The organism is Streptomyces aureus (assembly GCF_001418135.1).
In the GTDB taxonomy this organism is placed as follows: domain Bacteria; phylum Actinomycetota; class Actinomycetes; order Streptomycetales; family Streptomycetaceae; genus Streptomyces; species Streptomyces aureus_A.
The window spans coordinates 1-24,438 of sequence record NZ_LIPQ01000403.1 but is presented as its reverse complement, the minus strand read 5'-3'; the positions used below and the strand labels follow the sequence as shown (position 1 = coordinate 24,438).

The 24,438-nt window shown below is 72.8% G+C and carries 19 protein-coding genes, 3 tRNA genes and 1 pseudogene; 12 read left to right on the top strand and 11 right to left on the bottom strand.

Annotated elements, in window-relative coordinates:
- Both AOK00_RS29015 and AOK00_RS29010 read right to left on the bottom strand, forming a co-directional pair.
- Positions 1 to 851: cytochrome P450 (locus tag AOK00_RS29015; RefSeq protein WP_159041868.1), on the bottom strand; the 851-nt coding region annotated here is incomplete at its 3' end.
- Entirely contained in the window at positions 848 to 2,143 is a 1,296-nt protein-coding gene (locus AOK00_RS29010) for a wax ester/triacylglycerol synthase domain-containing protein (protein ID WP_055603205.1), read from the bottom strand. The genes AOK00_RS29010 and AOK00_RS29015, both read right to left, overlap by 4 nt.
- 36 nt (positions 2,144 to 2,179) lie before the next feature.
- On the opposite strand from AOK00_RS29010, the gene AOK00_RS29005 reads away from it, so the two are divergent.
- From AOK00_RS29005 to AOK00_RS28985, 5 genes are all read left to right on the top strand, one after another.
- On the top strand, positions 2,180 to 3,454 hold the full coding sequence (locus AOK00_RS29005) for a cytochrome P450 (protein WP_254047546.1): 1,275 nt from the start codon (positions 2,180 to 2,182) through the stop codon (positions 3,452 to 3,454).
- Positions 3,451 to 3,951: an NUDIX domain-containing protein gene (locus AOK00_RS29000; protein WP_055603203.1), complete on the top strand. Its 501-nt coding sequence runs from the start codon at positions 3,451 to 3,453 to the stop codon at positions 3,949 to 3,951. Before AOK00_RS29005 ends, AOK00_RS29000 begins: the two co-directional genes overlap by 4 nt.
- A 63-nt stretch (positions 3,952 to 4,014) precedes the next feature.
- Positions 4,015 to 5,664, top strand: coding sequence for a prenyltransferase/squalene oxidase repeat-containing protein (locus AOK00_RS28995; protein ID WP_055603202.1), 1,650 nt, complete (start codon positions 4,015 to 4,017; stop codon positions 5,662 to 5,664).
- Complete coding sequence (locus AOK00_RS28990) at positions 5,661 to 5,891, top strand: acyl carrier protein (protein ID WP_055603201.1); 231 nt, start codon at positions 5,661 to 5,663, stop codon at positions 5,889 to 5,891. Before AOK00_RS28995 ends, AOK00_RS28990 begins: the two co-directional genes overlap by 4 nt.
- Positions 5,891 to 7,117 (top strand): beta-ketoacyl-[acyl-carrier-protein] synthase family protein, encoded by a 1,227-nt coding sequence (locus AOK00_RS28985; protein WP_055603200.1) that lies wholly within the window; start codon positions 5,891 to 5,893, stop codon positions 7,115 to 7,117. The genes AOK00_RS28990 and AOK00_RS28985 overlap by 1 nt, the downstream gene beginning before the upstream one ends.
- Positions 7,118 to 7,244: 127 nt before the next feature.
- Here AOK00_RS28985 and AOK00_RS28980 read toward each other — a convergent pair whose 3' ends face one another.
- Complete coding sequence (locus AOK00_RS28980; protein WP_055603199.1) at positions 7,245 to 7,727, bottom strand: MarR family winged helix-turn-helix transcriptional regulator; 483 nt, start codon at positions 7,725 to 7,727, stop codon at positions 7,245 to 7,247.
- Positions 7,728 to 7,840: 113 nt separating this feature from the next.
- On the opposite strand from AOK00_RS28980, the gene AOK00_RS28975 reads away from it, so the two are divergent.
- Positions 7,841 to 8,257, top strand: coding sequence for an organic hydroperoxide resistance protein (locus AOK00_RS28975; RefSeq protein WP_055603198.1), 417 nt, complete (start codon positions 7,841 to 7,843; stop codon positions 8,255 to 8,257).
- A gap of 232 nt (positions 8,258 to 8,489) precedes the next feature.
- Positions 8,490 to 10,544 (top strand): phosphocholine-specific phospholipase C, encoded by a 2,055-nt coding sequence (locus tag AOK00_RS28970; RefSeq protein WP_055603197.1) that lies wholly within the window; start codon positions 8,490 to 8,492, stop codon positions 10,542 to 10,544.
- A gap of 391 nt (positions 10,545 to 10,935) precedes the next feature.
- On the opposite strand, the gene AOK00_RS28965 is transcribed toward AOK00_RS28970, so the two are convergent.
- The 3 genes from AOK00_RS28965 to AOK00_RS28955 form a co-directional block, all read right to left on the bottom strand.
- Positions 10,936 to 11,012 (bottom strand) — tRNA-Ile (locus AOK00_RS28965).
- Between the two features lie 166 nt (positions 11,013 to 11,178).
- Positions 11,179 to 11,251 (bottom strand) — tRNA-Asn (locus AOK00_RS28960).
- A gap of 5 nt (positions 11,252 to 11,256) precedes the next feature.
- Positions 11,257 to 11,329 (bottom strand) — tRNA-Asn (locus AOK00_RS28955).
- 192 nt (positions 11,330 to 11,521) lie between these two features.
- Between AOK00_RS28955 and AOK00_RS28950 the strand changes: the two genes are divergently transcribed.
- From AOK00_RS28950 to AOK00_RS28930, 5 genes are all read left to right on the top strand, one after another.
- A complete protein-coding gene (locus AOK00_RS28950) occupies positions 11,522 to 11,833 on the top strand; it encodes a hypothetical protein (protein ID WP_055603196.1) in 312 nt (103 codons plus the stop codon).
- 30 nt (positions 11,834 to 11,863) lie between these two features.
- Positions 11,864 to 13,303, top strand: a complete 1,440-nt coding sequence (locus AOK00_RS28945; RefSeq protein WP_055603195.1) for an FGGY family carbohydrate kinase — start codon at positions 11,864 to 11,866, stop codon at positions 13,301 to 13,303.
- Between the two features lie 199 nt (positions 13,304 to 13,502).
- Entirely contained in the window at positions 13,503 to 15,236 is a 1,734-nt protein-coding gene (locus AOK00_RS28940; protein WP_055603194.1) for an ABC transporter ATP-binding protein, read from the top strand.
- Positions 15,236 to 17,161, top strand: a complete 1,926-nt coding sequence (locus AOK00_RS28935; RefSeq protein WP_055603193.1) for an ABC transporter ATP-binding protein — start codon at positions 15,236 to 15,238, stop codon at positions 17,159 to 17,161. Before AOK00_RS28940 ends, AOK00_RS28935 begins: the two co-directional genes overlap by 1 nt.
- A 73-nt stretch (positions 17,162 to 17,234) precedes the next feature.
- Positions 17,235 to 18,422, top strand: coding sequence for a TerD family protein (locus AOK00_RS28930; RefSeq protein WP_254047545.1), 1,188 nt, complete (start codon positions 17,235 to 17,237; stop codon positions 18,420 to 18,422).
- Here AOK00_RS28930 and AOK00_RS28925 read toward each other — a convergent pair.
- From AOK00_RS28925 to AOK00_RS40770, 5 genes and pseudogenes are all read right to left on the bottom strand, one after another.
- Positions 18,419 to 19,489, bottom strand: coding sequence for an RNA polymerase sigma factor (locus AOK00_RS28925; RefSeq protein ID WP_437441453.1), 1,071 nt, complete (start codon positions 19,487 to 19,489; stop codon positions 18,419 to 18,421). The genes AOK00_RS28930 and AOK00_RS28925 overlap by 4 nt on opposite strands.
- A gap of 84 nt (positions 19,490 to 19,573) precedes the next feature.
- Complete coding sequence (dnaG, locus tag AOK00_RS28920; RefSeq protein ID WP_055603191.1) at positions 19,574 to 21,466, bottom strand: DNA primase; 1,893 nt, start codon at positions 21,464 to 21,466, stop codon at positions 19,574 to 19,576.
- Between the two features lie 67 nt (positions 21,467 to 21,533).
- Positions 21,534 to 22,793 (bottom strand): NAD(P)/FAD-dependent oxidoreductase, encoded by a 1,260-nt coding sequence (locus tag AOK00_RS28915; RefSeq protein WP_055603190.1) that lies wholly within the window; start codon positions 22,791 to 22,793, stop codon positions 21,534 to 21,536.
- Between the two features lie 142 nt (positions 22,794 to 22,935).
- The gene (locus AOK00_RS28910; RefSeq protein ID WP_055603189.1) at positions 22,936 to 24,282 is read right to left on the bottom strand and encodes a deoxyguanosinetriphosphate triphosphohydrolase; all 1,347 of its coding nucleotides are present in this window, start codon (positions 24,280 to 24,282) and stop codon (positions 22,936 to 22,938) included.
- Positions 24,283 to 24,317: 35 nt separating this feature from the next.
- A pseudogene (locus tag AOK00_RS40770) lies at positions 24,318 to 24,438 on the bottom strand (sirohydrochlorin chelatase); the annotation flags it as partial.

Genomic DNA, 24,438 nt, shown 5'->3' with positions numbered 1-24,438 from the left:
TCCTCGTCGCGCGCGGCGAGGAGCAGCGAGAGGGCGTCGCCGTGGTCCACTCCGGCGGCCCGGTAGGAGGCGACGATGGCGGCGACCCCGGTGCGCCAGCGGGCGAGGGCCAGGCGGTAGCGGCGACGGGCCGGGGACGGCACGCGGTCGACGGCGGGCAGCACGACCCGGGTGTAGACGGCGCGCAGCAGCACGTCGAGGGCCGCGCGGAGTTCCTCGGCGGCGCCCGGGGTGATGCCGGCGGAGAACAGGGTGCGGACGGCGACGGCGGTGGTGAGCCGGAACATCTCCTCGGTGACGTCGACGACCGTCCCGGGCCGCCAGCGGGCGGTCAGGTTCTGGATCTCGGCCGTCATCGCGGCGGCGTAGCGGTCCATGAGCCCATGGTGGAAGGCGGGCTGGAGGGCCCGCCGCTGCCATCGGTGCTCGGCGTTCGGGCAGGTGGCGAGCCCGTTGCCGAGGACGGCCCGGATCTTGTCGTACAGGACGCCGCCGCGGTCGAAGTGGCGCCGGTCGGTGAGTACCCGGCGGACGAGCTCGGGATGGCTCACGACGTGGAGGGTGCGCGGACCCATCCGTACGCGGACGACGTCGCCGTAGGCGGGGAGGGAGTCGAGGAAGTCCAGCGGACGCCCGAGGAGATGCGGCAGATGTCCGAGGAGCGGCCAGGCCCCGGGCGCGATGCCGTACCCCGGCCCCGGTCCCGGTCCCGCGCCGCGCTCCGATTCCGCCTCCGGTCCCGCGCCGCGCTCCGCTTCCGCCTCCGGTCCCGCGCCGCGCTCCGCTTCCGCCCCCGGTCCCGGTCCCGCGCCGCGCTCCGATTCCGCCTCCGGTCCCGGTCCCGCCGTCACGGCGCCGCCGCCCCGACGGCCGACGCGCCGTCCCCGGCGTACCGTTCGTACTCCTCCAGGGCCGTGAGCCAGGTCCCCGGCAGCCGCTCGGCCCCCGCGAGCGCGCTGTCGGCGAGGAAGGTGACGTGGAGGCGGCGCCGGTGGACGGTCCAGGCGACGAACAGCGGCTGGCCCGGGACCATGACCGGCAGTGCGTACACCCCGGTGGCGGGGGCGCCGTCGAAGCCCAGGGGGCGCCGTACCCGCAGGTCGGCGACGCTCAGCGGCGTGCTGCGGGCGTCGACGCTCCGCGCGAGCGCCAACCTTCCGACGCGGTAGGGGAGTTTCCGCAGGATCACCCGGTGCGCGTCCGCGAGGCGGCCGAGCCGCGCGGGGTCGAGGGCCCGGCCGAGGAGATCGAGCCGCCGGGCCGCATCGGGCTCGCCGCAGGGAAGGTCGATCCCGGCGACGGCCACCCGGTTGCCGAGGAGGGGGTGCGGGTCCCCGGGGTCGCGGACGCCGATTCCGAGGTTGGTACGGAGCCCCCGGCCGTGCCCCGGGCCGCCGGGGTCCCAGTCGTGCGGGTGCCAGGCGCGCAGGGCCTCGGTCGTCAGGGCCAGGCACAACTGCGGGACGGTGGCCCCGGTCCGCCGCCCGAGCGCGTGGAGCCGGGCCGTGTCGACGTCGGCGAACCCGGCGGCGTACGCCTGGGAGGGCGGGGTGTCGAGGGCGGACCACCAGGTGTTCCGGCGCGGCGGCCGGAGTTCGGGCAGTACGGCCGCCCAGGCCACGGGCCGGGCCGGGCGGAAGGCGAGGGCCCTGGGGCGCGGCGACTCCTCGGGGCCCAGGAGGAGTTCCAGGGTGGCGACGGCCGCGGCCCCGTCCTGGAAGGCGTGATGGGCCCGGTAGCAGAGCCCGTATCCGCCGCCCGCCCGGTGGACGAGCCAGATGCCCCACAAGGGCCGGTCCCGCGGCAGGGGTTGGCGCAGCAGCTCGGCGGCGACCGCCGACAGGTCCGTGGAGCCGGTTAGCTCGTACAGGTGACGGTCGGGCTCGAACCGGTGGTCCGGCTCCCAGCGCGGGCGCCCGGCGCTCCCCGCCAGTCGGTGGCGGAGCTCCGGGAGCAGGTCGAGGCGGCGTCTCAGATGGTCCGACAGGCGGGCGCGGGAGGGTGGTTGCCCGTCGAGTACGACCAGGCCGCCGAGGTGCAGCGCGGAGTCCGTCGTGTGCAGCGACGCCACGTCGAGGGAGAGCCTGTCGAGCGCCGAGAGGGGGACGGAACCGGAAGATCGGACTGGTTCTGAAGATCGCACAGGGCGCTACGATACGTCATCATGCAATCGCGATGCGTGACGGATGGCATGCTCCCCGACTTCCTCGAAGACGACGCCGTGACGGCCTGGACGGCCTCCGGAGCCCCTCTCGTCGACCTGCTGCACCAGGCGCACACACCGGGCCGGCTCACCGGATTCCGCCGGGGCGGCCGCGCGGCGGTCCTGATCACCGAGCCGAGGCATGTGCACCAGGTCCTCGGCGTCGGCGGCGACCGGTTCGTCAAACGCTCGCACCGGGCGAAACCCCTGCTCGGCGACGGCATGCTGTCCGCCACTGGCGAGGCCTGGCGGTCCCAACGGCGGCTGCTCCAGGCGATGTTCACGGGCCGGGGCATCCAGCGCTGGGAGCACCACATCAACGGTGCGACAGCCTCCGTCGTCGACCGCTGGGCCGACCTGGCCCGTCGGGGCGAGCCGACGGACATCGCCGAGGACGTGCAGTTCTTCACCGTCGACACGATCTGGCGCTCGCTGACCGACCGTCCTCTCGACCACGAGACGTATGTCGACCTGGCGGCCGTACAGGACATCGTGGCCGCGCTCCCCGCCGATGTGGGCGGTGCCGCCGCCCTCCCGCCGGAGGTGGAGGAGGCGCTCGCCGCCCTGGACGACCGGGTGCTGCGGGCCCTGGCCGAGGCGCGGACCAGGCACCGCGGGGGCGCCGAGGGGCCGAGCGTGCTGCACCGGCTGCTCGACGCGGCCGAGACGGACCCGGCATACACGGACCGGCTGATCCGGGACGAGCTCGTGACGCTGCTCGTCGCCGGGTACGAGAGCAGTGCGCGCACGCTGACCTGGGCTTTCGTTCTGCTCGACCAGCATCCCGCGATCATGGGGCGGACGGCGGACGACGCGGCCGCCGGTGGAGCGGCGGCCGTCGAGGCGGTGCTCTCCGAGACGCTGCGGCTCTACCCGACGGGCTGGCTGCTGCCCCGCCACAGCCCGGCCGACGAGTTCGTCGACGGCTGGCGGATCCCCGCCGGTACGGACCTCCTGGTCTGCCCGTACCTCACCCACCGCGACCCGGACGTCTGGCCGGAGCCCGAGACGTTCGACCCCGACCGCTTCCCCGCCCGGCCGCCCCTGCCGCCGGGCGCGTACCTCCCGTTCGGCATCGGCCCGCGCGCCTGCCTCGGCACCCGGTTCGCGATGCGGGAGATGGAGTCGCTGCTCGGGGCGCTGCTCGCGCGGTTCACCGTCGAGACGACCGCACCGGCCGGGGAGCCCGTCTTCGGCATCAACCTGCGCCCGGCGGGCCCGCTGCGGGCGCGCGTCCGCGAGCGCTCGTGAACGCGCAGCCGTCCGAGCGGGTCGACTACGTCGATCCCGGCGACCGGGTCGTCGCCCAGGGCGGCCGGGCGGAAGGACAGCCGGCCGGACTCCTCCGCCGGTACGCGGCCACCGTCTGCACCGACCGCGCCGGCCGGGTCCTCCTCTACCGGCGGACCACCACGGCCCCGGTGTATCCGGACCACTACGACGTCCTGGTGGGCGGCGCGGTGCGGACCGGCGAGGAGTACCGCGCGGCGGCCCTGCGGGAGCTCCGGGAGGAGCTGGGCTGGTCCACGGTGACCGGCCTCACCGAGGCGTACCGGATCCGCGTCGACGACCCCCACGGCGGCTGCTTCCTCGCCGTCCACCAATGGGTGGCGGACCGTGCGCCCCGCCCCGATCCGCGGGAGATCGCCTGGTGCGGATTCGTCGCACCGCTCACGGTCATGACGGGCGGCTACACCCCGCTGGTCCCGGCGGGCGCCGAGGCCGTGCGGCGGCTCTTCCTCCGCTGACCGGCGCCCGCCCGACCACCGCCCCGCCCTTTTCACCGACACCGACGAAGGACACCCCCCACCATGACGTACTGCGCGCTGCCCCTGACCGGTGCCTCGCTCGCCGTCCCAGGCCCCGCGCCCGGCCCCGCGCCGGGCGCTGCGTCCGTCACCGACCGGCTCGACCGGGCGCGGGCCCGGCTCGCCACCCGCCTGGTGGCGGCCGCCGGGGCGGACGGGCTGCTCCGCGCACCCTGCGACAGCCGGATCCTGGAGTCCGCGCTCGCGCTGCGGCTGCTCACGGCGACCGGAGTCGATCCGGACGCCCAGGAGCGGCTCGTGCGGCGGCTGAAGACCGCCGTGGACGAGGGCGCCCCCGACCCCGTGCAGGAGGCCGCGGCCCGCGCGGCGCTCGGCGAGTACGTGGACGGGCGGGCGGCGCTGGCCAGGCTGCTCGGCGGCTTCGACCACTTCACCGCCGGGCGCAAGAGACTGATGTTCCAGACGGTGCTCGCGGAGCTCGGCGCCCATCCGTTCCCCGCCCTCCCCTCCCCCGGCCGCGCCTTCGAGGCGCGGGGCCAACAGCGGTGGCTGGTCACGGAGATGGCCGCCCTGAAGGTCCTGTACGCCTTCGGTACCGGCTCGCCGCGGCTCGTCACCGAGGACGACTGGCGCACGCTCGCGCCCTGCTCGCTGCCCGGCCCGCCCCCGTACGGCAATCATCTCGCCCGAATCCTCGCCCTGCTCGCGCTCCGGTACCGGCCCCGGTACGCCGCGGCCGTGGGCGCACGGGCGGCGGAGCTTCGCGGCCTGCTCCGGGAGGACGGCGGGCTGCCGTTCATCACCGGCATGGACGTGTTCGCGACGGCGACCGGCGGTCTCGCCCTGGCCGGGGCGGGAGCCCCCACGTACACCCTGCGGGCCCTCGCAACGGCTCTGACCGAATGTCAGAACGCGGACGGGGGCTGGGGGTTCGACCGTGACGTCGACCAGAGCGATGTCGACGACACCTCGTACTGCGTGGAGTTCCTGCGGGCGACGGCGCCGGAGCGCGGCGCCGAGGTGGCGGCCGGCGAGCGGTATCTGCTGGCCCGGCGGGGTGCGGACGACGGCTTCCCGACCTTCGAGCCCGGCACGGCCTCCGAGGTGGCGATAACGGCCGCGGCGGTGAACGCGCTCGCCCCCGATCCGGCCCACCGGGCCGTCGTGGAGGCCGCCGTCCGGTTCATGGCCGCCCGGCAGGAGACCGCGGGGCCCTTCGAGCGCAGCTGGAGCCTCAACGAGAGCAACGCCCTCTTCCGTACGGTCCTCGCGTACGACTCGTTCCTCGCCGCGGCTCCCGGCCACCCGGCGGGGACCGAGGTCGCGCGGGCCCGGGCGCGGGCGGTGGCCCGGCTGGTCGACACCCAGAACCAGGACGGCGGCTGGGGTCACGTGCCGTCCGATCCGAGCGACCCGATCAGCACGGCCTACGCGCTGATCGCCGTGGCCCGGACGCCGGCCGTGCCGTCCGCGGTGGGCGCGACGGACCGCGCGGTGCGGCATCTGCTCGAACGGCAGCGCCCTGACGGGGGGTTCGTCTCCCGCCCGGACCAGGCCGGGCCCAGGCCGCTCGCCTATCACGTACCGCTCCTGACGGACGTGTGCGTGCTGCTCGGCCTGAACCACGCGCGCGCGGCCGCGTCGCGCGTCCCCCGCCTCGCACCCACTCCGAACGGCAAGGAATCACGATGACCTTCGACGAACTGAAGAACCTGCTGGTCTCGCTCGGCCTCGACCCGGAGGACGTCACCCCGGAGGCGACCCGCGAGGAGGCCGGGCTCGACTCGCTCCTGCTGACCGAGCTCGCGCTGGTCCTGCGCAAGGAGCGGGGTGTCCCGGTGCCGGAGGAGGAGCTGTACGCGGCGACCACCGTCACCGCGATCGAGCGCCTGGTCGCCGTCCACGCGGGGACGGCCTGATGCGCGGCGGACCGGGCCCCGGCCGGGGGGCGGCCGTCACGGGTGTCGGGCTGTTCACACCGGCGGGCGCGGACCGGGCGACGACCTGGGAGACCGTACGCGTGGGGAAGCCCACCTCCGTACGGGAGGAGCGCGACGGTCTCACCTACCTGGCCTGCCGGGCGCCCGAGCCTCCCGGGGGTCTCGGGCGGGCGGCGGTGGCACGGCGGCCCGACCGCAGCGCGGCGCTCGCGCTGTGCGCGGCGCGGGAGGCGCTCGCCGACGCCGGTCTCGACCCGGGTGGCTGGGACGGGACACGGGTCGGGGTGGTCGCCGGGATCGGGGCCGGCGGGGTCCTCACGTACGAGGCGCAGCGGGAGGTGCTCAGGACGGACGGTCCCGGGGACATGTCGTCGTTCGCGGTGCCGGGCGCGCTGCCGAACGCGGTGGCGGCGCAGCTGGCGGTGGAGTTCGGCGTCCGGGGTCCGTCGCTCGCGGTGACCACCGCGTGTGCGGCGGGGGCGTCGGCGATCGGGGTGGCGCTCGATCTGCTGACCCTGGGGCGCTGCGACCTCGTCCTGGTCGGCGGGGCGGAGGCCTCCCTGAGCCCGTTCTACATCGCGGGCTTCGACCGGCTCCGGGCGCTCTCCCGCCGCTTCGACGACCCGGCGGGCGGGCTCCGGCCGTTCGACGTGGACCGGTCGGGCTTCGTGATGGCGGAGGGCGCGGGGTTCCTCGTATTGGAGCGGCCGGCGGACGCGGCGGCGCGGGGGGCCCGGACCCGGGCGCTGATCAGCGGTTACGGAGCGACGTCCGACGCGCACCACGTGGTGGCGCCGCGGCCGGACGGTTCGGGCCTGACGGCCGCGGTGCGGGACGCGCTCGCCGAGGCGGGGGCGTCGCCCGGGGACGTCGACCTGGTCAACGCGCACGGGACGGGGACGCCGCGCGGGGACGCCGTGGAGGCGGCGGTCCTGGCGGCGCTGCTGCCCCACCGGCCGCCGGTGACGTCGACGAAGGGCGTGACCGGGCATCTGCTGGGGGCGGCGGGCGCGGTGGAGGCGGCGCTCACGGTGCTGTCGGTCGAGGAGGGCACGGTGCCTCCGACGGCCAACTTCGCGGAGCCGGGCGAGGGCATCGACCTCGACGTGCCGACGACGGCGCGCACGGCCCGGTTGCGGCTCGCCGTGTCCACGTCGGTGGGGTTCGGCGGCCACAACGCGGCCCTGGTGATCACCGCGCCGTGAGGGCCGTCGGGCGGTGAGAGCCGCCTCGCGGTAGCAGCCGTCCGGCGGCGAGAGCCGCCTCGCGGTGGCAGCCGTCCGGCAGGGAGAGCCGCCCACCGGTGGCAGCCGTCCGGCGGTGAGAAGTCGTCTAGCGGCAGACGTTCAGGTCGTCCGGGTCGACGCTGTCGAGCCGGACGGCCAGGGCGTCGAGGCGTTCCCGCAGATCGCGGATGTCGGCGAGGTCGAGGCCCGTCGCGGCGGCGATCCGGCGCGGCACGTCGCGGGCCTTCTCCTTGAGCGCGGCCCCCTCGGCGGTGGGCCGCACGGTGACGGACCGCTCGTCCTCGGGGCTGCGGCGCCGCTCGACGTATCCGGCCGTCTCCAGGCGCTTGAGCAGCGGGGACAGGGTGCCGGAGTCGAGCCGGAGGCGCTCCCCGATCCCCTTCACGGGCAGCTCGCCGTGCTCCCAGAGCACCAGCATGGCGAGGTACTGGGGGTAGGTGAGCCCCAGCTCCCTGAGCGCCTCGCGGTAGACCCCGTTGAAGGCGCGGGTCGCCGCGTGCAGCGAGAAGCAGATCTGGTGGTCGAGCCGGAGGAAGTCGTCGTCCGGGACGGTGTCGAGCGTCTCCATGGATCCAGGATACGCGAAAACACTTCACACACGATTGAGTTGTGCACAACTGAATCGTGCGCTACTAATAGAGAGCCACCGCAGCACACCTCCCGAGGACAGGAACGGAAACCATGGACGCGATCTACACCGCTGTCGCCACCGCCAACGGCCGCGAGGGCCGTGCCGTCAGCTCCGACGGCCACATCGACCTCCCCCTCGCCCACCCCCAGGCCCTCGGCGGCAACGGTCAGGGCACCAACCCGGAGCAGCTCTTCGCCGCCGGGTACGCGGCCTGCTTCGCCAGCGCGATGAACCTGGTCGCCCGCCAGGAGAAGATCGACATCTCCGACGCCTCGATCACCGCCGAGGTCTCCATCGGCAAGGACGCCGCGGACGGCGGCTTCGGCCTCGCGGTCGTGATGCGCGCCGAGTTCCCGGACCACCTCCAGGGCGAGGCGGGCGCCTCCCTCCTGGAGAAGACCCACGCCTTCTGCCCGTACTCCAAGGCGACCCGCGGCAACATCAAGGTCGACCTCGTCGTCGAGTAGTTTTCTGTCGGTTCACGTACGCCCCCGGTGGTCATCGACCACCGGGGGTGTTCGCTTGTGAGTTCTTCCGTTCAGGCACGGGGGATTCGTCTGCCGTACGACGGGCAGTCATGGAACGGCCCCCGGCCGGTGGTTCACGGGCGCTCTCCTTGGGGCGCCCATCGGCCGGTCCGCCGGCCACCGCACGCGCACCCCCACCCGTGCCCGTCCCGACCCGGAGGAGAACTCCCCCATGGCCGACCTCGACCGTCGCCGGTTCCTGCAACTCGCGGGCGGCACCGCCGCGCTGACCATGCTCTCGGAGAGCATCGCGCGCGCCGCCGCCATCCCTGCGCAGGGCTCCACCGGAACGATCCAGGACATCGAGCACATCGTCGTCCTGATGCAGGAGAATCGTTCCTTCGACCACTATTTCGGGTCGATGAAGGGCGTACGCGGCTTCGGCGACCCCCGCCCCGTCACCCTGCCCAGCGGCAAGTCGGTCTGGAACCAGTCGGACGGCAACAAGGTCACGCTGCCCTTCCGTCCGGAGAGCGCGAAGCTCGGCATGGAGTTCCTCCAGGGCCTCAACCACGACTGGGCGGGCGGCCAGAGCGCCTTCAACAAGGGCAGGTACGACAACTGGATACCGGCCAAGACCAAGGCCACCATGGCGTACCTCACCCGCGAGGACATCCCGTTCCACTACGCGCTCGCCGACGCGTTCACGATCTGCGACGCGTACCACTGCTCGTTCATCGGCTCGACCGACCCGAACCGCTACTACCTGTGGACCGGCCACACCGGCAACGACGGCACCGGCGGCGGCCCGGTCCTCAACAACGCCGAGGCGGGCTACGGCTGGAAGACCTACCCCGAGCGCCTGGAGGCGGCAGGGGTGTCCTGGAAGATCTACCAGGACATCGGCGACGGGCTGAACGCGGCCGGTTCCTGGGGCTGGATCAACGACGCCTACCGCGGCAACTACGGCGACAACTCGCTCCTCTACTTCAACACGTACCGCAACGCCCAGCCCGGAAACCCGCTGTTCGACAAGGCCCGCACGGGCACGAACGCCAAGGCCGGCGAGGGCTTCTTCGACCGGCTGCGCGCCGACGTCCAGGGCGGCCGACTGCCGAAGATCTCCTGGATAGCCGCCCCGGAGGCCTTCTCCGAGCACTCCAACTGGCCGGCGAACTACGGCGCCTGGTACATCTCGCAGGTCCTCGACGCGCTGACCTCGAACCCGGACGTGTGGGCCCGTACGGCCCTGTTCATCACGTACGACGAGAACGACGGCTTCTTCGACCACGTCGTCCCGCCGTACGTCCCGGGCTCCGCCGCCCAGGGCCTCTCCACCGTCGCGACCGGGCTCGACCACTTCCCCGGCAGGACCGGCTACGTGGCCGGCCCCTACGGCCTCGGCCCGCGCGTCCCGATGCTCGTCGTCTCGCCCTGGTCCACCGGCGGCTACACCTGCTCCGAGACCTTCGACCACACCTCGGTCATCCGCTTCATGGAGCAGCGCTTCGGCGTGCAGGAGCCCCAGATCTCGCCCTGGCGGCGGGCCGTCTGCGGCGACCTGACCTCCGCCTTCGACTTCTCGCGTACGGACACCTCGGCGGCCGCGCTGCCGCCGACCTCCGGCTACTACCCGCCGGACAGGAACCGTCATCCCGACTTCCTCGCCACCGCCCCGGCGACCGGCACCATGCCCCGCCAGGAGCGCGGCGCCAAGCCCACCCGCCCGCTCAAGTACGCCCCGTTCGTGGACGGCGCCGCCGACACCGCCGCGGGCAGGTTCCGCCTCACCTTCGGCGGCGGACCCTCGGCGGGCGCGCAGTTCTACGTGACCTCGGCGAACCGCACCGACGCGCCCTGGACGTACACGACCGAGGCCGGCAAGTCGATCGCGGACACCTGGAACACGACGTACTCGAAGGGCGTCACCGACCTCACGGTCCACGGCCCCAACGGCTTCGTCCGCCGCTTCCGCTCCCCCGGCAAGACGGCCGTCCCCGAGGTCACGGCACGCCACAACGCCACCACGGGCACGCTGGACCTGACGTTCACCAACGCCGGCACGACCGCGACGGTGACCCTCGTCAACGCCTACGGCGGCGCCCAGCAGACACTCTCCGTCGCGAAGGGCGCGACGGTCACCCACAGCGTCGCCGTCTCCGCGGCCCACCACTGGTACGACGTCACCGTCACGTCCTCCGCGAGCACGGACTACGTCCGCCGCCTCGCGGGTCACGTGGAGACGGGCGCGGCGAGCGTCTCGGACCCTGCCCTCCTCACGTACTGACCACCCCGGCGGAACGCCCCGGGGGCCGTACGCGTCCATGCGGCGCGGGCGGGCCCCCGGGCTCACCCGGCTGAGGCCGGCGACGGTGGCACGGTGGCGACGGTCGGAGCCGGACCTTCCGGCCAGGTGGGAGCCGTTCCGAGCGGGACGGCGTCCGGCCGGGGTTGGGGTGTTCGCGTGGGGTGTGAGAGGGCTCACGGTCCGGCGGGAGGGGCCGGGTCCGTGCCATCCGGGTGATTCACCGGGCGTGTCGCGGAGCCGATGTCCCGGGTCCGCCCTCGGGAGGTCGCAGACTGGGGAAGAGGTGCCGGCCGTACGCGGCGGGCACGCACCGCCGAACCGTCCGCCCGGTGGATCACGGGTCGGAACGATTCTGCGGGCACCACGAAAGTGGTGGGGCGGGTGGGACTCGAACCCACGGCCGACGGATTATGAGTCCGCTGCTCTAACCGGCTGAGCTACCGCCCCGAACGGTGAGGCGCGTACATGTGTGCGCGCCGTCTGCCGCAGCATAGCCGCTCATACGATCTCCTGCTCCGGAAGATCGGCTCTGCTCGACCATGAAGACCGCACCGCGCTCCGCATGGTTCCCCGAGACGCGAAAAAGGACCCCGAAGGGTCCTTTTCCGTTCCGCTCCCCCGACTGGACTCGAACCAGTAACCCTCCGGTTAACAGCCGAATGCTCTGCCAATTGAGCTACAGGGGATCGCGCTCCCCCGACTGGACTCGAACCAGTAACCTGCCGGTTAACAGCCGGCTGCTCTGCCAATTGAGCTACAGGGGATTGCTGCGTTGCACCGAACGTACCCACTCCGGATGCTCCGGGCGGGCGGTTGCTCGCTGCGACACATACATTAGCGCAAGCAGGGGGGTGCTCCGCCAATCGGTATCGCCGGGGGCACCGCCTGGGCACCGGCGATGCACCGGAGATGCGCCGGGCATGCATCAGAGAAGCTCTCCAGGGAAGGTGGTGGCCATGCGATACAAGCTGACGTTCGTCGTAGGACTCGCCCTCGGTTACGTGGTCGGCACGCGGGCCGGACGCGAGCGCTACGAGCAGATGAAGAAGTCCGCGAAGCAGGTCGCGCAGAACCCGGCCGTGCGCAACGCCGCCGAGTCCGCCGCCCAGACCGGGCGGCAGGTCGCGGGCAAGGCCGCGCACGTCGTGGGCGACAAGGTGGGCGACCGACTGCCGCCCTCGGTGACCGAACGGTTCCACGCGCTGTCCGGGCGCGGCGGGGCCAACGGGAAGGTCGAGGACGACGACTGGGGCACCAGCAACACCTGAATCGCCCCGCGTGCGGCAGAATCAAGTGTCATGGGGATAGTCGCCGGACTCGACAGCTCAGCGGAGTTCACACGCATCGTCGTCTGTGACACGGACACGGGCGCCGTACTGCGGCAGGGATACGCCCCTCACCCGGGCGAACCCAAGGCCGTCGACGTCGACCCGCAGACCTGGCTGCTCTCGCTCGGGGAGGCCGCCACCGGCGGGCTCCTGGAGGGCGTGCAGGCCATCGGCGTGTCCGCGCAGCAGCACGGACTCGTACCGCTCGACGCGCAGGGCGGCCTGGTGCGGCCCGCGCTCGTCCGCAACGACAAGCGGGCCCAGGTCGCCGCCGCCGACCTCGTCGAGTCGCTCGGCGGCCGCCAGGCCTGGGCCGAGGCCGTGGGCTCCGTGCCCGGCGCCGGCCAGCCGGTGGCCAAGCTGCGCTGGCTGGCCCGTACCGAGCCCGAGCACGCCCGGCGGGTCGCGATGGTCCTCCAGCCGCACGACTGGCTGGTCTGGCAGCTCCTCGGCAGGCCGGCCCGGCGCACCACCGACCGCGGCGCCGCCTCCGGCACCGGCTACTGGTCGGCCCGCACCGGCACGTACCGCCCCGATCTCGTCGAGCTGGCCCTCGGCCACCAGGCGGTGCTGCCCGAGGTCCTCGGCCCGGCCGACGCGGCCGGCACCACGCCGGAGGGGCTCCTCATCTCCGCCGGCACGGGCGAGACGATGGCCGCCGCGCTGGGCCTGGGGCTCGGCCCCGGGGACGCGGTGGTCTCGCTCGGCGCCTCCGGCTCCGTGATGGCCGTGCACCACGAGGCCCTCGCCGACCCGAGCGGCATGATCACCTCGTTCGCCGACGCCACCGGCATGCACCTGCCCGTCGTCCACACCTCCAACGCGGTACGGGCGCTGCGCGGCACCGCCGAGATGCTGGGCGTCGACTCCCTCGAAGAGCTGTCCGCGCTCGCCCTGAAGTCGACGCCGGGCGCCTCCGGGCTCGTCCTGCTGCCCTACCTGGAGGGCGAGCGGACGCCGAACCTGCCGCACACCGCGGGCACGCTCAGCGGGCTGCGGCGCGAGTCGATGAAGCCCGAGCACCTGGCGCGGGCGGCGTTCGAGGGCATGCTCTGCGCGCTCACCGACGCCATGGACGTGCTGCGCGGGCGCGGTGTCGAGGTGCGCCGGGTGTTCCTGCTCGGCGCCGCGGCGGCGCTTCCCGCGGTGCAGGCACTCGCGCCCGCGCTGTTCGGCGCGCAGGTCGTCGTCCCCCAGCCGGCCGACTACGCGGCGCTCGGCGCGGCCCGGCAAGCCGCCTGGGCCCTCGGGGTGGCGCGGGGCACGCTGTCGCCGTCCACTCCCCCGGCCTGGCAGGGCGCGGCCGCGCAGATCCTGGAGCCGGGCGAGGACCTGCCCGCGGGCCGGGCGGTGCGGCAGCAGTACGTGGCGACGCGGGACCAGCTCCACCCGGGCGCGTTCGGGTCGTGACGTCGTCCGGGGCCCGGCGCCAGGGCGCGTTCGGCTCGTGACCGCGGCCGGGTCCCGCCCCGGCCCCGTCCGGTTCGTGGCGCCGTCCGGGGACCCGGCGCCCCGCCTCGGACGGGTGTTCGTAAAGACTTCCCCAGGGCTCGTCCCGCACCCCGAAAGCGAGTCGTAACGCCGCGGGCGTGCGGGCGATAGTGGAGCCGTGCTCATAAGACTTCTCCGAACCCACCTCGGGCCCTACCGAAAACCCATCGCACTGCTCGTGCTGCTGCAGTTCCTGCAGACCAGCGCGAGCCTCTACCTGCCGACCCTGAACGCGGACATCATCGACAACGGTGTCGTCGAAGGGGACACCGGATACATCCTGCGCTTCGGCGCCCTGATGATCGGCGTCTCCGTCGTCCAGGTCGTCTGCAACATCGGGGCCGTGTTCTACGGCGCCCGCACCGCGTCCGCGCTGGGCCGGGACGTGCGTGCCGCGGTCTTCGACCGGGTGCAGTCGTTCTCCGCGCGGGAGCTGGGGCACTTCGGCGCGCCGTCGCTGATCACCCGTACGACCAACGACGTGCAGCAGATCCAGATGCTGGTCCTGATGGCGTTCACCCTGATGGTCTCCGCGCCCATCATGTGCGTCGGCGGCATCGTGATGGCCCTCGGCCAGGACGTACCGCTCTCGGGTGTGCTGCTCGCCGTGGTGCCGGTCCTCGCGGTCTCGGTCTCCCTCATCGTGCGGAGGATGCGCCCGCTCTTCCGGACGATGCAGGAGCGTCTCGACACGGTGAACCGGGTGCTGCGCGAGCAGATCACCGGTAACCGGGTGATCCGGGCGTTCGTGAAGGACGACTACGAGGAGGAGCGGTTCCGCGGCGCCAACGCGGAGCTGACCGATGTCTCGATGGCCACCGGCCGGCTGATGGCGCTGATGTTCCCGGTGGTCATGACCGTCGTGAACATCTCCAGCGTGGCGGTCGTCTGGTTCGGCGCGCACCGCATCGACAGCGGCGGGATGCAGATCGGCGCGCTGACCGCGTTCCTCGCGTATCTGATGCAGATCGTGATGGCGGTCATGATGGCCACCTTCATGTTCATGATGGTGCCGCGGGCCGAGGTCTGTGCCGAGCGCATCGAGGAGGTCCTCGCGACCGAGTCCAGCGTGGTGCCGCCGGTGAACCCGGTGACCGAGCTCGGCCGGCGGGGGCATCTGGAGGTCCGGAGTGCCGACTTCCGGTACCCGGGTGCGGAGGAGTCCGTCCTCAAGGACGTCGCCCTCGAAGCCCGGCCGGGCGAGACGACCGCCATCATCGGCTCGACCGGCAGCGGCAAGTCCACCCTCCTCGGCCTCGTCCCCCGGCTCTTCGACGCCACCGGCGGCGAGGTCCTCGTCGACGGCGTCGACGTCCGGAACCTCGACCCCGGCCTCATGGCCAGGACCGTGGGACTCGTCCCCCAGAAGCCGTACCTCTTCTCCGGGACCGTCGCCACCAACCTCCGCTACGGCAAACCCGACGCGACCGACGAGGAGCTCTGGCACGCCCTGGAGGTCGCCCAGGCCGCCGACTTCGTACGGAAGCTGGAGGCCGGCCTGAACGCACCCATCGCGCAGGGCGGCACCAATGTCTCCGGCGGCCAGCGGCAGCGGCTCGCCATCGCGCGGACGCTGGTGCAGCGGCCGGAGATCTATCTCTTCGACGACTCGTTCTCCGCGCTCGACTACGAGACGGACGCCCTGCTGCGGGCCGCGCTCGCCCGGGAGACGGCCGACTCGACCGTCGTGATCGTCGCCCAGCGGGTCTCCACCATCCGGGACGCCGACCGGATCGTCGTCCTCGACGAGGGCCGCGTCGTCGGCACCGGACGGCACCAGGAGCTGATGGCGGACAACGAGACGTACCGGGAGATCGTGCTCTCCCAGCTCACCGAGGCGGAGGCAGCCTGATGGCCGGTCCTGGCGGACGCATGATGGCCGGTGGCGGCCCCGACCAGCGGTCGATGGACTTCAAGGGCTCGGGCAAGCGGCTGGTCAAGCAGCTGGCGCCCGAGCGGGGCGCGCTCTGGGTGATGCTGATCGCCGGTGTGCTGTCGGTGGCGGCCTCCGTGGTCGGCCCGAAGATCCTCGGCAAGGCGACGGACCTCGTCTTCGCGGGTGTCGTCGGCCGGCAGATCGAGGGCGGCACGAAGGCGGAGGCGATCGAGAGGCTGCGCGCCTCGGGCGACTCCGGCATGGCGGACATGCTGAGCGGGGTCGACTTCACGCCGGGGCAGGGGATCGACTTCTCCGCCGTCGGCGAGGTGCTCCTCGTGGTCCTCGGCGTGTACGTGGCGGCGGGGCTGCTGATGCTGGTCTCCACCCGGATGTCGATCAAGGTGATCAACCGGACGGTCTATCGGATGCGGGAGGACGTCCAGACGAAGCTGGCGCGGCTCCCCCTGTCGTACTTCGACAAGGCCAAGCGCGGCGAGGTGCTGTCGCGGGCGACCAACGACATCGACAACATCTCGCAGACCCTCCAGCAGTCGATGGGCCAGCTGATCAACTCGCTGCTCACGATCGTCGGCGTGCTCGCGATGATGTTCTGGATCTCGCCGCTGCTCGCGCTCGTGGCGCTGGTCACGGTGCCGGTCTCGGTCTTCGTCGCGGCGAAGATCGGCAAGCGCTCGCAGCCGCACTTCGTGCAGCAGTGGAAGTCCACGGGCACGCTCAACGCGCACGTGGAGGAGATGTACAGCGGGCACGCCCTGGTGAAGGTCTTCGGCCGGCAGGCGGAGTCCGCGGAGGACTTCCGCGAGCAGAACGAGGCGCTGTACGAGGCCGGGTTCAAGGCGCAGTTCAACAGCGGTGTGATGCAGCCGGTGATGTTCTTCGTGTCGAACATCAACTACGTCCTGGTGGCCGTGGTCGGCGGGCTGCGGGTGGCGAGCGGCACGCTCTCCATCGGTGACGTCCAGGCCTTCATCCAGTACTCGCGCCAGTTCTCGATGCCGCTGACGCAGGTCGCGTCGATGGCTAACCTGGTGCAGTCGGGTGTGGCCTCGGCCGAGCGGATCTTCGAGCTGCTCGACGCGGAGGAGCAGGAGCCGGACGCGCCGCGGAGCGAGTACCCGGCGGACCTCAAGGGGAAGGTCGCCCTGGAGGGCGTCTCCTTCCGCTACGAGGCCGACAAGCCGCTCATCGAGGACCTGTCGCTCACGGTGGAGCCGGGCCAGACGGTCGCGATCGTCGGCCCGACCGGCGCCGGCAAGACGACCCTGGTGAACCTGCTCATGCGGTTCTACGAGGTCACCGGCGGCCGGATCACCCTCGACGGGGTGGACGTCGCCGGGATGTCGCGGGAGCAGCTGCGGACCGGGATCGGCATGGTCCTCCAGGACACCTGGCTGTTCGGCGGCACCATCGCGGACAACATCGCGTACGGCGCCACGCGCGCGGTGACCCGGGCGGAGATCGAGGAGGCAGCCCGGGCCGCGCACGCCGACCGGTTCGTCCGCACCCTGCCCGAGGGGTACGACACGGTCATCGACGACGACGGGGCGGGGGTCAGCGCGGGCGAGAAGCAGCTGATCACCATCGCGAGGGCGTTCCTGTCCGACCCGGTGATCCTCGTCCTCGACGAGGCCACCAGCTCGGTCGACACCCGGACCGAGGTCCTCATCCAGAAGGCGATGGCTCGACTGGCCCACGGGCGCACGTCGTTCGTGATCGCGCACCGGCTCTCCACGATCCGGGACGCGGACGTGATCCTGGTGATGGAGAACGGCTCGATCGTGGAACAGGGCACGCACGAGGAGCTGTTGGCGTCGGGCGGGGCGTATGCCCGGTTGTACGCGGCGCAGTTCGCCCAGGCGGTCGCCGAGGTCGACTGATCCGGTTGATCGCTCGGCATGATCGGCTCGGCACGATCGACTCGCCGATGACCCGTGCCGCATGATGTGCGGCATGGGTCAATCGGTGAAGAACAAGGGTTATTGGGTGCCCTCGGTCGCCCTCCGGGTGCGCATACCGGGGGCGGAGACGGCCGCGCTGCTCCTCGACAGGTCCGGACGGGTCCGCGGGGACGCGGATCTGGTCTTCGAGGGGCAGCCCTCGCACCCGTCGGGGGCGGTACGGCTGGGCCCCTCGGAGCTCGAACTCGATCTGAACGGCGTCGAGTCCGAGGTCGAGCGGATCGTCGTCGCCGGGTGGAGCCGACACGGCGGCTTCGGGGAGCCCCCGTCGCTCGACGCGGTCGCCCCGGACGGTTCGGCCGTCCTCTCGTACGCGCCGACCGAAGCGGCGGACGTGCCCGCCCTCGCCCTCGGTGCCTTCTACCGGGAGGCGGGCGGCTGGAAGTTCGACGGCCTCGGGGAGGGGTACGGCGCCGGGCTCGCGGGCCTCGTCACGGCGTACGGGGTCGAGGTCACCGAGGACGAGCGGGTGCCGGTCCTCGGGCCGGTCCGGCTGACCGGCGTGGTGAAGATGCGGGGACAGGTGCCGACACCCGGCGGGTACGTGCCGGGGCTCTTCCCGCCGCCGGAACGGCCGTACCACCTGGTCGAGGGCTGGGAGTTCGGCGAGGTCTTCGAGCCGTTCACCGCCGAGGGCCACGGCCACCAGGTGATCACCGTCGACCCCTCGCCCTCGGGTCCCGTCCTCGTCGAGCTGGCGCACGAGGGAGAGGGATACGTCTCCCTCTATCCGCTCGACGCGAAGAACAAGGACGAGGACTTCCTCTTCGCCTCCGCGCTGCCCGACTTCCAGGGCAGCAGGATCATGGACGCCCCGAGGGGCCGTCCGCTGCGCTTCCGGCTCACCGCCACGGGCCGGTGGGTACTGCGGGTGAAGCCGGTCGCGGCGGCCCGCCGCATCGAGGACGTCCTGCACGGCTACGGTCCCGAGGCGCTCCTGTACACCGGCGGGAACGCCGACCTGCGGATCGACTTCTTCGGCACGACCGAGATCGAGGGCGGCTACGCCAGCCTCTACACGTACGAGGTGAAGGGCTGCACGAGCGTGCCGAGCGACAACCGGTTGCTGTTCACCAGCAACGGAAGGATGCGACGGTCGGTTCCGCTCTCGGCGGGCCCGCTGATGCTGCGCTACTACGCGGCCGGCCCGTGGACGCTCAAGGTCGGGGAGGTCGACTAGTCGAGGTAGCCCCGCAGCTGGTCCGCGTACGCGTGGTCCCGCAGTTTGCTGAGGGTCTTGGACTCGATCTGGCGGATGCGTTCGCGGGTCACGCCGAAGATCCGGCCGATCTCCTCCAGGGTGCGGGGCCTGCCGTCGTCGAGGCCGTAGCGGAGCTGGACGACCTTCCGTTCGCGCTCGCCGAGGGTGGAGAGCACGTCCTCCAGGTGGCGGCGGAGCAGCAGGAAGGCGGCGGACTCGACGGGTGAGGCGGCGTCGCCGTCCTCGATGAGGTCGCCGAGGGCGACGTCGTCCTCCTCGCCCACGGGGGCGTGCAGGGAGACGGGTTCCTGGGCGAGCCGCAGCACCTCGCCGACCCGCTCGGGGGCCACGTCCAGCTGGGCGGCGACCTCTTCGGCGGTGGGTTCGTAGCCGCGTTCCTGGAGCATGCGGCGCTGGACGCGGATGACGCGGTTGATGAGTTCGACGACGTGCACGGGGACGCGGATGGTCCGGGCCTGGTCGGCGAGGGCCCGGGACATCGCCTGGCGGATCCACCAGGTGGCGTACGTGGAGAACTTGTAGCCGCGCGCGTAGTCGAACTTCTCGACGGCCCGGATGAGGCCGAGGTTGCCCTCCTGGACGAGGTCCAGCATGGTCAGGCCGCGGCCCACGTACCGTTTGGCGACGGAGACGACGAGGCGGAGGTTGGCCTCGATGAGCTTGCGTTTGGCGATCCTGCCGAGGACGACGAGCCGGTCCAGGTCGCTCGCCGACCGGGAGTCCAGGTCGGGGGTGTTGGCGAGTTTCTCCTCCGCGAACAGGCCCGCCTCGACGCGCCGGGCGAGGTCGACCTCCTCCTCCGCGGTGAGCAGCGGGATGCGGCCGATCTCGCGGAGGTACTGGCGGAAGAGGTCGGAGGAGGGTCCGTTGCCGCCGGGGTCGGGGCGGCGGCGTTGGGGTGGTATCTCCGGCGGCTCGTCCGGGGCGGCGGGCGGTTCCTGCGACACGGTCCGGGTCTGCACGGCGGGCGACCTCCAGGGGGGTGATCGCTGCCGGTCCGGGGGCGTAGGGCAGCGGGACGACACCGTTACCCAGTGTGGGGTACGACACAGTGAGCCCACGAGGGGCGTGCGGTGACTTTTTGAGACCGGGGCGTGACTGACCGTGCGTCAGAGGGCGGCGGCGCCGTTGTTCCGCAGGGACTGGCCGTACTGGGTGAGGACCCAGAGCTCGTTCTGGACGGCGGCGAGCTGCTCGGGGTCGCCCTGGGGGCCGAGGCGGGCGAGGGTGCCCTGGACCTCGCGGATGCGGCGGTCGACGGCGCGGAGCCGGACGGTGACGAGCTGGTCGCCGGCGTAGGCCTCGTCGACGGTCTTGGCGAAGATCGTCTCGACGGCGAGTTCGGTGACGAGGGCGCGCACGGTGTCGTTGGGCGCGGCCTCGCGGACGGTGTCGAGGTAGTCGGAGGGGGCTCCGGTGGCACCTCCGGCGTCCTGGACGCACTGGCGGACGGCCGCGTAGGGCGGGGCGGTGAATTCGTCGGCCCCGTAGGCGTCGAAGGCCGGGGAGACGAGCTCGGGGCGCTGGAGGGCGAGCTTGAGGAGTTCGCGCTCGGTGCGGTGGGCGGGGCTGCGCAGGTTGAGCGCGGGGCCGGAGGAGGCGGCGGCCGGGGCGGCGGTGTCGTAGCCGCGCTGCGGGGCCTGCTGCTGCGCGGGGCCCTTGCCGCCGCGGTCGCGGGCCCAGCGGGCGAGCTGGGCGACCCGCTTGACGACGAACTGGGTGTCGAGGATGCCGAGCATGCCGGCGAGCTGGACGGCGACCTCGTGCTGGGCGCCGATGTTCTTGATCCGGGCGACGACGGGCGCGGCCTCGTCGAGGGCGGCGGCGCGGCCTGCCGGGGTCTCCAGGTCGTACCGCTTCACGATCTGGCGGAGCGCGAACTCGAAGAGCGGGGTGCGGGGCTGGACGAGGTCGGCGACGGCCTCGTCGCCCTTGGCGAGCCGCAGGTCGCAGGGGTCCATGCCGTCGGGGGCGATGGCGATGTAGGTCTCGGCGGCGAACTTCTGGTCGTCCTCGAAGGCGCGCAGGGCGGCCTTCTGGCCTGCGGCGTCGCCGTCGAAGGTGAAGATGACGCGGGCCGAGCCGTTGTCCATGAGGAGCCGGCGGAGGATCTTGATGTGGTCGCCGCCGAAGGCGGTGCCGCAGGTGGCGATGGCGGTGGTGACACCGGCGAGGTGGCAGGCCATGACGTCGGTGTAGCCCTCGACGACGACGGCCCGGCTGACCTTGGCGATGTCCTTCTTGGCCAGGTCGATGCCGTAGAGCACCTGGGACTTCTTGTAGATCGGGGTCTCGGGCGTGTTGAGGTACTTGGGCCCGTTGTCGTCGTCGCGGAGTTTGCGCGCGCCGAAGCCGACGATCTCGCCGCCGACGTCCTTGATCGGCCACATGAGGCGGCCGCGGAACCGGTCGATGGGGCCGCGGCGGCCGTCCTGGGAGAGCCCGGAGAGGATCAGCTCCTTGTCGGAGAAGCCCTTGCCGCGCAGGAAGCGGGTGAGGTGGTCCCAGCCGGCCGGGGAGTAGCCGACGCCGAAGTGGGCGGCGGCGGCCTGGTCGAAGCCGCGCTCGGCGAGGAACGTGCGGCCGATCTCGGCCTCGGGCGAGTCGAGTTGCCCGATGTAGAACTGGGCGGCGACCTTGTGCGCCTCCACCAGGCGGATGCGCTCCCCGCGCTGGTGGCCGGGGTTGTAGCCGCCCTCCTCGTACCGCAGGGTGATGCCCGCCTTGGCGGCGAGGCGCTCGACCGTCTCCGAGAAGGAGAGGTGGTCGATCTTCATCACGAAGGCGATGGTGTCGCCGCCCTCCTGGCAGCCGAAGCAGTGGAAGAGTCCCTTGCTGGGGCTGACCTGGAAGGAGGGCGACTTCTCGTCGTGGAAGGGGCAGAGACCCTTGAGGTTTCCGCCGCCCGCGTTGCGGAGCTGGAGGTACTCGGACACGACGGCGTCGATCGGGACCGCGTCCCGGACCGCCTTCACGTCGTCATCGTTGATCCTGCCTGCCACGCATGAAGTGTACGGGCGTCCGGGGGTCGCCCCCCGAGGCATGCGGGGCCGTGCGGGGCGGGCCCGATCAGATCAGGCTCTCCAGGGGTACGGAGGCGTCGGCGAGGGCGTCCGGATCCACGGCCGTACGGGAGCGGATGAGCTGCTGGACGGGGTCTGTGACGTCCCACACATTCACGTTCATCCCGGCGAGGACCCGGCCCTCCTTGAGCCAGAAGGCGATGAACTCGCGCTTGCCGGTGTCGCCGCGGACCACGACCTGGTCGTACGTGCCGGGGGGCGCCCAGCCGGAGTACTCCATGCCCAGGTCGTACTGGTCGGAGAAGAAGTAGGGGACGCGGTCGTAGGAGACCCGCTGTCCGAGCATGGCGCGGGCGGCGGCCGGGCCGCCGTTGAGGGCGTTGGCCCAGTGCTCGACGCGGAGCCGGGTGTGGAGCAGCGGGTGGTGGGCGGCGGCCACGTCGCCTGCGGCGTAGACGTCGGGGTCGGAGGTGCGCAGCGACTCGTCGACGGCGATGCCGCCGCCGTCGGCGCGGTCGACGAGGGCGAGCCCGGAGTTCTCGGCGAGGGCGGTGCGGGGGGCGGCGCCGATCGCGGCGAGCACGGCGTGCGCCGGGTGCTCCTCGCCGTCGTCGGTGCGGACGGCGAGGACCATGCCGTCCTGGCCGACGATCTCGGTGAGCCGGGCGCCGAAGTGGAAGCGGACGCCGTGGTCGGTGTGCAGGTCGGCGAAGAGCTGGCCGAGCTCGGGGCCGAGGACCCGGTGCAGCGGGGTGGGGTCGGACTCGAAGACGGTGACCTCGGCGCCGTAGCCGCGGGCGGCCGCGGCGACCTCCAGGCCGATCCAGCCGGCGCCTGCGATCACCAGGTGGCCGTTGTCGCGGCCGAGGGAGGCGAGGACCTGGCGGAGCCGGTCGGCGTGGGCGAGCCGGCGCAGATGGTGGACGCCGGCGAGTTCGGTGCCGGGGACGTCGAGGCGGCGGGGCTCGGCGCCGGTGGCGAGGAGCAGCTTGTCGTAGCGGATGACGGTGCCGTCGCCGAGGCGCACGGTGCGGGCCTCGCGGTCGACGGCGGTGACGGACTGCCCGAGGTGCAGTTCGATGTCGTGGCCCGCGTACCAGGCGGCCTCGTGGACGAAGACGCTGTCGCGTTCCTTCGCACCGGTCAGGTACCCCTTGGACAGGGGTGGGCGCTCGTAGGGGTGGTCGCGCTCGTCGCCGATGAGGATCACCCGGCCGTTGAACCCCTCGGCGCGCAGGGTCTCCGCCGCTCTGGCCCCTGCCAGGCCCCCGCCGACGATGACAAAGGTCTGATCTGCGTCGACCACGTCGTCTCCTCCTCGTTGCGACCGCTTCCAACCTACGCCCCCGGGCGTTCGTCGGGCCGTACCGCCTCGGGCCGTGCATGCGAGCGTCCCGCACGGAGGGTGGTGACGGAAGGGGGCCGACTCCGAGGGGCCCGGCGGAGGCTCAGGTGTGGTGCGGACGGAGGTGGGCGTGGAGGGCGCGGGCCGAGGCGTCGGTGAGGGAGGCGATCTGGTCGACGATGACGCGCTTGCGGGCGCGGTCGTCGCGCGCCTGGTCGAACAGCGACCGGAACTGCGGTTCGAGTCCGTCGGGCGCGCGGACGACGAGGGCCTCGGCGAGTTCGGCGACGACGACGCGCTGGTCGGCGCGGAGGGCCTCCTGCTCGGCGCGCTGCATCACGTACCGGTCGGCGACGGCCTTGAGGACCGCGCACTCGTTGCGGGCCTCCCGGGGGACGACCAGTTCGGCGGCGTAGCGGGTGAGGCGGCCCGACCCGTACGCCTGGCGGGTGGCGCCCTCGGCGGCGAGGGCGAACCGGCCGATGAGCTGGCTGGTGGCGTCCTTGAGGCGGGCCTGGGCGACGGCCGAGCCGTCGTAGCCGTGCGGCCACCACTCCTGGTCGACGAGCCGGTCGAGGGCCTCGGCGAGCTCCTGCGGGTCGGTGTCCTCGGGGACGTAGCGGCCGATGGCGACGGCGGCGATGTCGGCGCGCTCGGGCTCGGCGAGGAGGAGGTTGGGGTCGATGTGCCCGGCGTGCAGGCCGTCCTCGAAGTCGTGGACCGAGTAGGCCACGTCGTCGGCCCAGTCCATGACCTGGGCCTCGAAGCACTTGCGGTGGCCGGGGGCGCCCTGCCGGATCCAGGCGAAGACCGGCAGGTCGTCCTCGTACACGCCGAACTTGGACGAGCCGGGGTCGTCGGGGTGGCCGCCGCGCGGCCACGGGTACTTGGTGGCGGCGTCGAGGGCGGCGCGGGTGAGGTTGAGCCCGACGCTGACGAGCTCTCCGTCGGCGTCCTTCACGAAGCGCTTGGGCTCGATCCGGGTGAGGAGGCGGAGCGACTGGGCGTTCCCCTCGAAGCCGCCGCAGTCCTTGGCGACGTCGTTGAGCGCCTGCTCGCCGTTGTGCCCGAAGGGCGGGTGGCCCATGTCGTGGGAGAGGCAGGCGGCCTCGACGAGGTCGGGGTCGCAGCCGAGGGCGGCGCCGAGCTCCCGGCCGACCTGGGCGCACTCCAGGGAGTGGGTGAGCCGGGTGCGGGGGCTGGCGTCCCAGGCGTGGCCGCGGGTGCCGGGGGTGACGACCTGGGTCTTGCCGGCGAGCCTGCGGAGCGCGGCGGAGTGCAGCACGCGGGCGCGGTCCCGCTGGAAGGCGGTGCGCCCGGGGCGTTTGTCGGGCTCGGCGGCCCAGCGATCGGTCGCGTCGGCGTCGTAGCCGGGGGTGTCGGTGGCGCCGGCGGTGTCGGTGAGGTCCTGGCTGCCCTTGATGTCTGCGCTGTCTGCGATGCCTGCCATGCACCGAAGGTAACCGGAGGGACCGACAGAAGCGCTCAGACGGTGGCGAGTTCCCGCTCACGGGTGGTCGCGCGGAGCGCCCCGTCGTAGCGGTGCAGGACCAGGCGGGCGAGGGCGGGGTGCGCGCCGAGGGGCGCGGAGGCGATCCAGGGGGCG